9 protein-coding genes are annotated in these 12,194 nt (G+C 68.9%); 7 read left to right on the top strand and 2 right to left on the bottom strand.

Going from position 1 to position 12,194, the window contains the following annotated elements:
* Positions 1-3: 3 nt before the first annotated feature.
* From OG787_RS43210 to OG787_RS43200, 3 genes are read left to right on the top strand one after another with little or no spacing between them, the layout of a single operon-like run.
* The gene (locus OG787_RS43210) at positions 4-1,494 is read left to right on the top strand and encodes a CoA-acylating methylmalonate-semialdehyde dehydrogenase (protein WP_405538946.1); all 1,491 of its coding nucleotides are present in this window, start codon (positions 4-6) and stop codon (positions 1,492-1,494) included.
* A 41-nt stretch (positions 1,495-1,535) separates the two neighbouring features.
* Positions 1,536-2,723, top strand: a complete 1,188-nt coding sequence (locus OG787_RS43205; RefSeq protein WP_405538945.1) for a Gfo/Idh/MocA family protein — start codon at positions 1,536-1,538, stop codon at positions 2,721-2,723.
* Positions 2,724-2,747: 24 nt separating this feature from the next.
* Complete coding sequence (locus tag OG787_RS43200) at positions 2,748-3,746, top strand: sugar phosphate isomerase/epimerase family protein (RefSeq protein WP_405538944.1); 999 nt, start codon at positions 2,748-2,750, stop codon at positions 3,744-3,746.
* A 97-nt stretch (positions 3,747-3,843) separates the two neighbouring features.
* Here the strand turns inward: OG787_RS43200 and OG787_RS43195 are convergent, their stop codons facing one another.
* A complete protein-coding gene (locus OG787_RS43195; RefSeq protein WP_405538943.1) occupies positions 3,844-5,196 on the bottom strand; it encodes an endo-1,4-beta-xylanase in 1,353 nt (450 codons plus the stop codon).
* 165 nt (positions 5,197-5,361) lie between these two features.
* Positions 5,362-6,444: a LacI family DNA-binding transcriptional regulator gene (locus tag OG787_RS43190; protein ID WP_405538941.1), complete on the bottom strand. Its 1,083-nt coding sequence runs from the start codon at positions 6,442-6,444 to the stop codon at positions 5,362-5,364.
* A 211-nt stretch (positions 6,445-6,655) separates the two neighbouring features.
* Here OG787_RS43190 and OG787_RS43185 point away from each other — a divergent pair, with 211 nt between their 5' ends.
* The 4 genes from OG787_RS43185 to OG787_RS43170 all read left to right on the top strand — a co-directional run bounded on the left by OG787_RS43185 (position 6,656) and on the right by OG787_RS43170 (position 12,137).
* The gene (locus OG787_RS43185) at positions 6,656-7,582 is read left to right on the top strand and encodes a carbohydrate ABC transporter permease (protein ID WP_369037097.1); all 927 of its coding nucleotides are present in this window, start codon (positions 6,656-6,658) and stop codon (positions 7,580-7,582) included.
* Between the two features lie 3 nt (positions 7,583-7,585).
* Positions 7,586-8,533 (top strand): carbohydrate ABC transporter permease, encoded by a 948-nt coding sequence (locus OG787_RS43180; RefSeq protein ID WP_369037096.1) that lies wholly within the window; start codon positions 7,586-7,588, stop codon positions 8,531-8,533.
* Positions 8,534-8,640: 107 nt separating this feature from the next.
* Entirely contained in the window at positions 8,641-9,981 is a 1,341-nt protein-coding gene (locus OG787_RS43175) for a sugar ABC transporter substrate-binding protein (protein WP_369037095.1), read from the top strand.
* A gap of 113 nt (positions 9,982-10,094) precedes the next feature.
* Positions 10,095-12,137 carry a beta-galactosidase gene (locus OG787_RS43170; RefSeq protein WP_405538939.1) on the top strand — a complete coding sequence of 681 codons (2,043 nt, stop codon included), beginning with the start codon at positions 10,095-10,097 and terminating at the stop codon, positions 12,135-12,137.
* Positions 12,138-12,194: the final 57 nt, after the last annotated feature.

The following is a 12,194-nucleotide window of genomic DNA, read 5'->3' as shown; positions in this document are numbered from 1 at the left end:
CACGTGAAGACCATCAAGCACTGGATCAACGGTTCGCCGGTCGGCGCCGAGGACACCGCGCCCGTGTTCAACCCGGCCACCGGCCAGGAGCAGGCCCGGGTCGTGCTCGGCGGAGCCGCCGAAATCGATGCCGCCGTCGTGGCCGCCACCGCCGCGTTCGAGACCTGGGCGGAGTCGTCGCTCGCGCAGCGCACCCAAGTGATGTTCGCCTTCCGGCAGTTGCTCGTGGAGCACGAGGAGGAGCTGGGCCGGATCATCTCGGCCGAGCACGGCAAGACGGTCGACGACGCGCGCGGCGAGATCACCCGCGGCCGAGAGGTCGTCGAGTTCGCGTGCGGGCTCGGTGATGTGCTGAAGGGGTCCTTCTCGGACCAGGTGTCGCGCGGCGTCGACGTGCACGACTTCCGGCAGCCGCTGGGGGTCGTCGCGGGCATCACGCCCTTCAACTTCCCTGCCATGGTGCCTCTTTGGATGCACCCGATGGCCATCGCCACCGGCAACACCTTCGTCCTGAAGCCGAGCGAGCGCGATCCGTCCGCCGCCAACTTCGTCGCCGAGCTGTACCGGCGGGCCGGACTGCCCGACGGTGTCTTCAACGTCGTCCACGGCGGCAAGCCTGCCGTCGACGCGATCCTCGCCCACCCCGGTATCGAGGCCGTCTCCTTCGTCGGGTCGACGCCGATCGCCAAGTACGTGCACGAACAGGCCACTTCGCACGGCAAGCGGGTGCAGGCCCTCGGCGGCGCCAAGAACCACGCCGTCGTCCTCCCCGACGCCGACCTGGAGTTCGCCGCCAACCACATCACGGCGGGCGCCTACGGCTCGGCCGGCGAGCGCTGCATGGCCGTCTCGGTCGCCGTGGCCGTCGGTGACGCCGCCGACTCCCTCGTCGAGGTGCTGGAGCGCAAGGCCCGTGAGATCAAGGTCGGGCCCGGTGATGTGCCGGGCACCGACATGGGGCCGCTGGTCACCAAGGCCTCGCAGGAGCGCGTCGAGAACGCCGTCGGGATCGCGGCCACCCAGGGCGCAGCCGTCGTCGTGGACGGACGTGGGCTGAAGGTCGACGGCCACGAGGAGGGCTTCTTCACGGGGCCGTCCCTGCTCGACCGGGTCACCACCGAAATGGACGCGTACAAGGAGGAGTTGTTCGGGCCGGTGCTCGCCGTCGTCCGGGTCGACTCGCTCGACGCGGCCATCGACCTGATCAACGCCAATCCGTACGGCAACGGCACCGCCCTGTTCACCGCCAGCGGCGAAGCCGCACGCCGATTCCAGCGCCGGGTCAAGATCGGCATGATCGGCATCAACGTGCCCGTCCCGGTGCCGATGTCGTACTACTCCTTCGGCGGCTGGAAGGACTCCCTCATCGGGGACTCCCCCGTCCACGGCCCCGAGGGCATCCGGTTCTACACGCGGCCCAAGGTCGTCACCACGCGCTGGCCGCAGCCCGCCCAGCAACACCAAGCCGGGTTCGACTTCCCCACTTCCAGCTGAAGTTCCCCCCTTTCATCTCAACTCTTCCGAAGGACACCCCCATGACCAAACCCCTCTCCGTCGCGGTGATCGGGGCCGGTATGGCCGGCCGCAGCCACGCCGCCGGGTACCGCAACGTCAACACGGTCTTCGGCGCCGGTCTGCCGCCGGTCCGGCTGGCCGCGATAGCCGACGCCAACGTCGCGCTCGCCGAGGACACCGCCCGCCGCTACGGGTACGACAAGGCGCTCCCGAGCTGGGAGGCCGTCGCCGAGGACCCGACGATCGACGCCGTCAGCATCGTCGTCGGCAACTCCCTGCACCGCCCGATCGCCGAGGCACTGGTCGCGGCGGGCAAGCACGTCCTGTGCGAGAAGCCCCTGGCGGGCTCGCTCGACGACGCCCGCGCGATGGTCGAGCTGGAGCGCGGCGCCGATGTCGTGACCGCCGTCGGCTACACCTTCCGGCGCTCCCCGGGCATCGCCGCGATCCGTGAGCACGTCCGGCGCGGTGAGCTGGGCGATCTGTCGCTGTTCAGCGGGCGCTACTGGTGCGACTACGCGACCGACCCGAACGGGCCGCTGAGCTGGCGGTTCAAGGGCGGTCCCGGTTCGGGCGCGCTCGGGGACATCGGCTCGCACGTGATCGACGCCGCCGAGTACGTCGCCGGGCCCATCGTCTCGGTGTCCGGTGCCGCGCTGTCGACGCAGATCCCCAAGCGTCCGCTGCCGCTGGGCGCGGTCGTCGGGCACAACGCGGCGCCCGTGTCCGACGAGTTCGGCGAGGTCGAGAACGAGGACACCGCGTCCTTCACCGCCCGCTTCGAGTCCGGGCTCGTCGGCACCTTCTCGGTGACGCGTACCGGTTTCGGGCTGCCCAACGGGCTCGCCTTCGACGTCCTGGGGCTCGGCGGCCGGGCCGCGTTCGACCAGCACCGGCCGGCCGAGTACCTCTTCGACGACGCCCAGCCGGAGGCCCGTACGCGTGGTGCCCGGCAGATCATCGCCGGTCCGCAGCTGCCGTACTTCGCGGGCGGGGTGCCGATGGAGGCGCCGGGGGTGGGCGCCAGCAACGCCGACAACTTCACCTACCAGGCGCGGGCGTTCCTCGACCAGGTCGCGGGGGTCGCCGAACCGCTGCCCGCCTGCGCCGACTTCGCCGACGCGCTTCGGACGATGGAGATCATCCAGGCGGTCGTCGAGTCCTCGCGCAACGGCGGCGCGGCAGTCACGGTTCCGTCCGCCGTCTGACCCTCACCCCAGAAGGAAGAGAACATGGCCCTCAAGCTCGGCGCCTACACCGCCTGTCTGCACGACCGCACCCTCCCCGAGGCCCTCGACATCCTCAAGGAGAACGGACTGACCTCGGTGGAGGTCAACACCGGTGGGTTCATCCCCTCCCCACACTGCCCGGTCGACCTGCTGCTGTCCTCGGCCACCGCGCGCGAGGAGTACCTGGCGGTCTTCGCCGAGCGGGGAATGGAGCTGACCGGTCTCAACTGCAACGGCAACCCGCTCAACCCGCTGCCGGGAGTCGGCCCGAAGCACGCCGACGACCTGCGCCGTACGATCCGGCTCGCGGGCCTGCTCGGGGTCCGGCACGTGGTGACCATGTCCGGCACGCCGGGCTCCGACCCGGACGCCAAGTACCCGTCCTGGGTGGTGAATCCGTGGGACGGCGTCTACATGGACGTCCTGGACTACCAGTGGGGTGTGGCCGTCGAGTTCTGGCAGGAGATCGACGCGCTGGCCCGGGAGAACGACGTCCGGGTCGCCATCGAGATGCACCCGCACAACGTCGTCTTCTCCCCCGTCACTCTCAAGCGGCTCGTCGACGCGGGCGGTCTGACGAACGTCGGCGCGGAGATGGACCCCTCGCACCTGATGTGGCAGGGCATGGACATCGTCGCCTCCATCAAGTGGCTGGGCCCGCTGGTGTTCCACGCCGCCGCGAAGGACGCGACGCTCTGCCCGGGCGCCGACATCCGGGGCGTACTGGACACGTCGTTCACGCGTGTGCCCGCCGACGCCCCCGGCAAGGTGCCCACCGGCTACGGCTTCTGGTGCAACGCCTGGCCCGAGAACCCGGCGTGGAAGTTCGTCGCCGTGGGCGTCGGCAACGAGGTGCCGTTCTGGACGGAGTTCCTGCGCGCCCTCGCCGAGATCGACCCGGACATGGCCGTGAACATCGAGCACGAGGACGCCGCCTACTCGCAGACCGAGGGCCTCGCCCTGGCCGCGAAGAACCTGCACAGCGCCGCGGCCGCCCTCTGACCCGTCCCGCGAACCACGAACCGTGACCCCGTCCCCGGAACCCGGGTCCGGGGTCACAGCCGTCACACTCGTACCACGGTCTGCGCAGCCACCACGGTCAGGACGCCGTGCAGCCTCCCAGCACCGGCGCCGTGGTGTTCCCGTTCGTCATCACGGTGAACCCGAAGCTCGTCGAAGTGCCCGCCGCGAGACTGCCGTTGCCGTTCGGCTTCATCGTCATGACGTTGCCGCTGCTGTCCCAGGTGGGTGTGCCGTTCCAGGTAGCGGAGATCTTCTGCGGGGACGTCACGGTGACGGTGGTCGTCCACGTACTGATCGCCGAACTGCCCGCCGTCACCGTCACCTTGCCGTTGAAGCGGTCGCTCCACTCCTCCGCCTTGCTGTACGTCACCGTGCAGCCGGCGCTGCCGCCCCCGCCCGAACCGGACCCGCCCAGCGCGGTCAGTACGGACGTGTACGCGGCCTTCTTGGCGTAGTTCCCGTCGAACAGCAGCGGGGTGCCGCTCGCCCGCCACGAGTACTTGTCGGTGACTCCCCAGACGGTGATCCCCGTGCAGCGCGAGACGGCGAGGCAGGCGTTCACCGCGTTGGCGTAGCTGGTCGCCTGGGCCGAGCCCGAGCCCTCGATGTCCAGTTCGGTGATCTGCACGTCGACGCCGAGATCGGCGAAGCGCTGGAGGTTCGCCTGGTAGTCGCCGGGGACCGGGGAAGCGCTGTTGAAGTGGGACTGGAAGCCGACGCAGTCGATCGGTACGCCGCGTGCCTTGAAGTCCTTGACCAGGTTGTAGACGGCGGTGCTCTTCGCGTTGACGCCGTCGGTGTTGTAGTCGTTGTAACAGAGCTTGGCCGCCGGATCGACGGCGCGGGCGGTACGGAACGCCTCCTCGATGAAGCCGTTGCCGAGCTTGTCCTGGAACGGCGAGCTGCGCCGGGCGCCGCTGCTGCCGTCCTGGAACGCCTCGTTGACGACGTCCCAGGAGTGGATCTTGCCCTTGTAGTGCGTCATCACCTGCGTGATGTGGTTGTTCATCGCGGTTCTCAGGTCGGCGGCGGCAAGTCCCCCCACCCAGCTGGGCAGTTGGGAGTGCCAGACCAGGGTGTGGCCGCGGACCTTCATGCCCCGGCTCTGGGCATGGTTCACGATCTGGTCGGCGGCGGTGAAGGTGAAGGAGCCCCGGGTGCTCTCGGTGGCGTCCCACTTCATCTCGTTCTCGGGGGTGACCGAGTTGAACTCGGCGTTGAGCGTGTTCGCGTACGCGGCTTCGCCCAGGTGGTTCGCGGCGACGGCGGCACCGAAGTAGCGGCCCTTCTCCGCCGCGGCGGCGCCGAGGGTGCTCGCGGCACTGGCGGTACCCGAGAGGGCGGTGAGGCCGGCGGTGGCGAGCAGGGCCGCGAGGCCGAGGGTGAGTGCCCCGCGAATTCGAGGGGCGATGGACGTGCGGGTATCCATGGCGTTCCCTTCTTCCGACAACCACTCCGTTACGAAAGTTTCGGAATGGTTTCCGAATGTCCCGCAGAACGTAAAGGCGAGGCATGGGGCCGTCAACCGGCTGCGCGACAGCATCTTCGGGATGGCTCAAGAACGCCGACTCTTCGAATGTTTCGAAGAGTTCGCTCAGATCTCGGCCCGCGGCGGAGCCGTACTGTTCCGCACGACCAGCCGTGTCGGCACCAGCGTCGTCCCGTGCTCCGTCGCGTCCTGCCGCATCTGGCGCAGTACGCCCTCGACGCACAGCCGCCCCACCTCGGCGAAGTCCTGGTGCACGGTGGTCAGCGGCGGCAGGAAGGAACCCGCCTCCGGGATGTCGTCGAAGCCGATCACGCTGACGTCCTCGGGCACCCGGCGCCCGCTCTCGTGCAGGGCCCGCAGCAGCCCGAGCGCCATCTGGTCGTTGGCCACGAACACCGCAGTGCAGTCCGGCAGTTCGGCGATCCGCAGCCCGGCACGGTAGCCGGACTCCGCCGACCAGTCACCGTGCACCAGCGGCGGCGCGACCCGTCCCGCCGCGAGGAGTTCGGCGCGCCAGGCGTCGGTGCGGCGCTGCGCCGCGTACGAGCCCTCGGGGCCGGCGAGATGCCAGACCGTGCGGTGCCCGAGGTCCAGGAGATGCCGTACGGCGGTCCGGGTGCCGCCCGCCTGGTCGGTGTCGACCACGGTGTAGCGGTCGCCCGCGTCGGAGTCGGCCACGACCACCTGGACGTGGGGCGGCATGGAGAGGGTCGACGCATCGAGGAGGTGCACTTCGAGGATGACGATGACCGCGTCGACGGCGAGTTCGCCGAGCCGCGAGAAGGCGCCGCGCACCTCGTCCTGCGTCGGCACGGCGACCGGCAGCAGGGTGATCGAGTACCCCTCGTGCGCCGCCGAGGTGGCGATCGCCTCCAGGGTGCGGACGTTGCCCGTGGTGGACAGACCGAAGGTGATCACGCCGATCGTGCGGAACTCACCGCGTTTCAGGGCCCGGGCGGCACTGTTGGGCCGGTAGCCCAACTCCTTCATGGCCGCGAGGACCTGGTTCCGCGTCTCCTCGTTGACGCCCGGGAAGCCGTTCGCCACCCGGGAGACGGTCTGCGAGGACACTCCGGCGACCCTGGCGACGTCCGCCATCGAGGCGCTCTGTGTGCGGCGGGAAGCCCGCTTCCTGGTACGTGCGCGTGCCCGCGCCGACTCCGCCGAGGTGCCGTCAGCTGTGTCCACCCGTCAACCCTCGCCTTCCTGTCCACAGTTGCCCCCTACGACCCTTGACCGGCGTCGGGGGAGCGGTGTAGACATGCCGCCATCAGATGTTTACGTAAACATAACAGCCGGTGGGCCTTTTGTGGGGTTCTGGCGGCCAGGGATGTTTACGCAAACATCGGGGCGGCGGCGGACCAGCGCCGGTTCCGAGACGGACGAGCGAGGCACGACAATGACGACCCTAGAACCGCCGGTGGCCGCGAAGCGCGCCCCGGCCCGGCCCGCGGCGAAGAGGGACCGCCGCTCATGGACGGGATGGGGGTTCATAGGCCCGTTCGTCGCGGTGTTCGCCCTCGTATTCCTGGCACCCATCGGGTACTCGATCTACCTCAGCCTCTTCAGGGACCAGCTGATCGGCGGCACTCAGTTCGTCGGCCTGGACAACTACCAACAGGCCCTCCAGGACGACCACTTCTGGGACTCCCTGATACGGGTGTCGCTCTTCCTGGTCGTACAGGTGCCGATCATGCTGGGCATCGCCCTGCTGATCGCCCTCGCCCTGGACAGCGGCCGTCTCTACGGCAAGGACTTCTTCCGGATCGCGATCTTCCTGCCGTACGCGGTGCCCGCCGTGGTCGCCACCCTGATGTGGGGCTTCATGTACGGCACCAAGTACGGGCTGGTGGGTGACATCAACAGCGCGTTCGACGTCACGCTGCCCGACCCGCTCTCCAGCGATCTGGTCCTGGCGTCGATCGGCAACATCGTCACCTGGGAGTTCATCGGCTACAACATGCTGATCTTCTACTCCGCGCTACGGGTCATCCCGGCCTCCCTCTACGAGGCCGCGGAGATCGACGGCGCCGGGCAGATCCGCGTCATCACCGCCATCAAACTCCCCGCGATCCGCGGTGCCCTCGTCATCGCGACGATCTTCTCGATCATCGGCAGCTTCCAGCTGTTCAACGAGCCGGCCGTCCTGCGGCTGATCGCGCGCAACGCCATCACGACCGACTTCACCCCGAACTTCTACACGTACTCGCTGTCCTTCAACGGTCAGCAGCACAACTACTCCGCGGCGGTCGCCATCATCATGGGGCTGATCACCATGGTCATCGCCTACGTCGTGCAGCTCCGCGGCATGCGCAAGGGAGCCTGAACCATGAGCAGCTCCGTCACCACCACCTCCCCGGACGCGGCCGCGCAGCCCACCGCCGGTCCGAAGGGCGCGGCCCGACTGCGCACCCGCAAGCAGCACTCCGCCGGCCGCCCCAGGCGCAGCGTCCTGCTCACCGCGCTCACCAGCCTGATCCTGATCTACACGGTCGTGCCGCTGATCTGGCTGGTCATCAGCGCCACCAAGACCCAGGAGGGGCTGGCCGATTCCTCCGGACTCTGGTTCAGCGGCGACTTCGCCCTCTGGCAGAACATCCACGACACGTTCACGTACCACGACGGCATCTTCGTCCGCTGGCTGCTGAACACCCTGCTGTACGTCGTGCTCGGCGCCGGCGGCGCGACCCTGCTGGCGATCCTCGGCGGCTACGCGCTGGCGAAGTTCACCTTCCCCGGCAAGCGCGCCGTGTTCGCCGTGGTCATCGGTGCCGTCGCCGTCCCGGGTACGGCCCTGGCGGTGCCCACCTTCCTGATGTTCAGCAAGATGGGCCTGACGGACACCCCGTGGGCGGTGATCATCCCCTCGCTGGTGTCGCCCTTCGGTCTGTATCTGATGTGGGTGTTCGCGACCGAGGCCATCCCCACCGAACTGATGGAGGCGGCCCGTATCGACGGAGCGGGCGAGATCCGCACCTTCTTCCAGGTCGCCATGCCTCTGCTGGCCCCCGGCACCGTGACCGTCCTGCTGTTCACGACGGTCGCGACCTGGAACAACTACTTCCTGCCGCTGATCATGCTCAAGGACTCGAACTGGTACCCGCTGACCCTGGGTCTGGACGCCTGGAACAACCAGGCCCAGACGATCGGCGGCGACGTCGTCACCAACCTGGTGATCACCGGTTCACTGCTCACCATCATCCCGCTGATCGCCGCGTTCCTGCTCCTCCAGAAGTACTGGCAGTCCGGCCTCGCCGCCGGAAGCGTCAAGGAGTGACCCTCCTCCCTCAGGCCCCACAACACCCCCTCGGCTCCACCGCTTTCAACCCTCACACCGCATTCACCCTCACCCTGTCCCGCCCACGAAGAAGTGGAAGCACCTCCATGCGTAGAACCACCAGCCGTCTGATGCGCGGCATAACCCTGCTCTCCGTCCTCGCCCTGGGCGCGACCGCCTGCGGCGGCTCCGACGACGACAGCTCGGACCAGAAGGCCGTCTCCGCCGCGGACATCCAGGCGGCCCTGGAGAAGGGCGGCACGGTCAACGTCTGGGCCTGGGAGCCCACCCTGAAGTCGGTCGCCGCCGACTTCGAGAAGAAGTACCCCAAGGTCAAGATCAACCTGGTCGGCGAGCGCTCCGGCGACAAGCACTACACCGCCCTGTCGAACGCCATCTCGGCGAAGAAGGGTGTCCCGGACGTCGCGCAGGTCGAGTACTTCGCGCTGAGCCAGTACTCGCTCACCAAGGGTCTGACCGACCTGGCCCCCTTCGGTGCCGACAAGCTCAAGGCCAAGTACACGCCCGGCCCGTGGAACGCCGTGAGCGACGGCGACAAGGTCTACGGCCTGCCGATGGACTCGGGCCCGATGGCGATGTTCTACAACAAGAAGGTCTTCGACAAGTACAAGATCGCCGTCCCGACCACGTGGGACGAGTACGTCGAGGCGGCCCGCAAGCTGCACAAGGCCGACCCGAAGGTCTACATCGCCAACGACGCCGGCGACGCCGGTTTCACCACCAGCATGCTGTGGCAGGCCGGTTCGCGCCCCTACAAGGTCGACGGCACCAAGGTGGCGATCAACTTCGAGGACGCCGGTGCCAAGAAGTACACGGACACCTGGCAGAAGCTGATCGACGAGAAGCTCGTCTCGCCGATCAACGGCTGGACCGACGACTGGTACAAGGGCCTGGGCGACGGCACCATCGCGACCCTGACCACGGGCGCCTGGATGCCCGCCAACTTCGTCACCGGTGTCCCGCAGGCGGCCGGTCAGTGGCGCGCGGCCCCGATGCCGGCCTGGACCAAGGGCGAGAAGGCGAGCGCGGAGAACGGCGGCAGCTCGCTGGCCCTGCCCGAGCTGGGCAAGAACAAGGAGCTGGCCTACGCGTTCGTCGAGTACGCGAACGCCGGTGACGGTGTGCAGACCCGCGTCGACGAGGGCGCCTTCCCGGCGACCACCGCGCAGCTCCAGGACGCCGCGTTCCAGAGCAAGAAGTTCGACTACTTCGACGGCCAGGAGGCGAACAAGATCTTCGCCGAGTCCGCCGCCAACGTCGCGAGCGACTGGTCGTACCTGCCCTTCCAGCAGTACGCCAACTCGATCTTCAACGACACCGTCGGCAAGGCCTACATCTCCAGCGAGAAGCTCTCCGCCGGTCTGAAGAGCTGGCAGGACGCCTCCATCAAGTACGGCAACGAGCAGGGCTTCACCGTCGAGCAGTAACAGCACAGCAGTAACGGCGGTCGAGTGTCCGCCGAGCGGTAACAGCCGAGGAGCGGCCGGAAGAGCGTCAACGCCGGCCGCTCCTCGTACCCCCCGTATCCGGAAGGACCACCATGACCTCCGCCTCCCCGTCCCGTCTGCCGTACGGGCCGGACGGTGACTCGCCCCGTCTCGCGTACGGCGCCGACTACAACCCCGAGCAGTGGCCTCGGGAGGTGTGGGAGGAGGACGTACGGCTGATGCGGGAGGCCGGCGTCAACGTCGTCTCGGTGGGGATCTTCTCCTGGGCCCGGATCCAGCCGGACGCGGACACCTGGGACTTCGAGTGGCTCGACGATGTCATGGACCTGCTGCACGAGGGCGGGATCGGCGTCGATCTGGCCACCGCGACCGCGTCCCCGCCGCCCTGGCTGACCACCGCGCACCCGGAGATCCTCCCGGTGACCGCCACCGGCGAGACGGTCTGGCCGGGCGCCCGCCAGCACTGGCGGCCCACCTCCCCGGTCTTCCGCAGCCACGCGCTGGGCCTGGTACGGAAGATGGCGGAACGATACGCCGACCACCCGGCCCTGGTGGCCTGGCACATCTCGAACGAACTGGGCTGCCACAACATCTACGACTTCTCGGACGACGCGGCCCGCGCCTTCCGCGACTGGCTGCGCGCCCGCTACACCACCCTCGACGCCCTCAACCACGCCTGGGGCACGGCCTTCTGGTCGCAGCGCTACAGCGACTGGGCGCAGATCCTGCCGCCCCGGCTGGCCGGCTCGCACCCGAACCCGACCCAGCAGCTGGACTTCAAGCGGTTCTCCTCGGACGCGCTGAAGGACTATCTGATCGCGGAGCGGGACGTGCTCCGCGAGTTCACGCCCGACGTCCCCATCACCACCAACTTCATGGTGATGGGCGGCACGAAGGGCATGAACTACCCCGACTGGGCGGGCGAGATCGACTTCGTCTCCAACGACCACTACGTCCACCCGGGCCCGCAGGACCGCGACGAGCTGTCCTTCTCCGCCAACCTGACCAGCGGTATCGCGGGCGGCCGTCCGTGGTTCCTGATGGAGCACTCCACCAGCGCGGTCAACTGGCAGCACGTCAACGTGGCCAAGCGACCGGGCGAGTTGGCCCGCGACTCGCTCCTGCACGTGGCGCACGGCGCCGACGCCGTCTGCTACTTCCAGTGGCGCCAGTCGGCGGCCGGCGCCGAGAAGTACCACTCCGCGATGGTGCCGCACGCGGGCGCCGACAGCGAGGTCTTCCGCGCGGTCGCCGCCCTCGGCCAGACCCTGAAGGACCTGGCGCCGATCGCGGGTTCCGAGCGCGAACCGGCCCGTGTCGGGATCGTGTTCGACTGGGACTCCTGGTGGGCGAGCGAGCAGGACTCGCACCCCACCGCCCTGCTCGACTACCGCCAGGAGGGCCTGAACTGGTACTCGGCGCTCCTCTCCCTCGGCATCCGCGCCGACGTCGTCACCACCCGCACCGAGTTCAGCCGCTACGACGTGCTGATCACCCCGGTCCTGCACATGGTCCCGGCGACGCTCGCCAAGGACCTGACGCGGTACGCCGAGACGGGCGGCCACCTGGTCACCACGTACTTCTCCGGTGTCGTCGACGAGAACGACCACATCTGGCTCGGCGGCTACCCGGGCGCCCTGCGCGACCTGCTCGGCATCCGCGTCGAGGAGTTCGGCCCGCTCCTTGAGGGCGAGTCGGTCGAGGTCGACGGCGGCGGTACGGGCACGGTGTGGACCGACCGGATCGACGTGACCGACCCCGAGGTCGAGGTCCTCGCCCACTACCGCTCGGGCGCGTACACGGGCAGGCCGGCCGTCACCCGCCGTACGACAGCCCGGGGTTCGGCGTCGTACGTCTCCACGCGCCTCGGCGCCGACGGCCTCGCGGCGCTGCTGCCGGAGCTGCTCGCACCGGCCGGCGTCGACAGCGAGCTGCCCGAACCGGCCCGTGGACGGGTCGAGTCGACCGTACGACAGGGCGGCGGAAGCCGGTTCCTGTTCCTGGTGAACCGCAGCGAGGAGGAGGTACCGCTGCCCGGCCTCGACGGCGAGCGGCTGACCGGCGGCACGGACACCGAGGGTGTTCTCGTCCTGGCGCCGAGGGAAGTCGCCGTACTGCGGCAGCCCGCCCACTGAACAACCCCGAACTCCCCTGATCCAAGGGGCACACCGTCGTGCCCCGTCGCTTCGTGC

This window comes from Streptomyces sp. NBC_00075 (genome assembly GCF_045041225.1).
Taxonomy (GTDB): Bacteria; Actinomycetota; Actinomycetes; order Streptomycetales; family Streptomycetaceae; genus Streptomyces; species Streptomyces adonidis.
The sequence above is the reverse complement of the archived record's forward strand: the minus strand, read 5'-3'. Positions and strand labels throughout refer to the sequence as shown.

Bases quoted from the DNA above. Each gene is read 5' to 3' on its own strand.
- OG787_RS43205 (WP_405538945.1), top strand. From the start codon at position 1,536: ATGACCAAACCCCTCTCCGTCGCGGTGATCGGGGCCGGTATGGCCGGC.
- OG787_RS43200 (WP_405538944.1), top strand. From the start codon at position 2,748: ATGGCCCTCAAGCTCGGCGCCTACACCGCCTGTCTGCACGACCGCACC.
- OG787_RS43195 (WP_405538943.1), bottom strand. From the start codon at position 5,196: ATGGATACCCGCACGTCCATCGCCCCTCGAATTCGCGGGGCACTCACC.
- OG787_RS43185 (WP_369037097.1), top strand. From the start codon at position 6,656: ATGACGACCCTAGAACCGCCGGTGGCCGCGAAGCGCGCCCCGGCCCGG.
- OG787_RS43180 (WP_369037096.1), top strand. From the start codon at position 7,586: ATGAGCAGCTCCGTCACCACCACCTCCCCGGACGCGGCCGCGCAGCCC.
- OG787_RS43175 (WP_369037095.1), top strand. From the start codon at position 8,641: ATGCGTAGAACCACCAGCCGTCTGATGCGCGGCATAACCCTGCTCTCC.
- OG787_RS43170 (WP_405538939.1), top strand. From the start codon at position 10,095: ATGACCTCCGCCTCCCCGTCCCGTCTGCCGTACGGGCCGGACGGTGAC.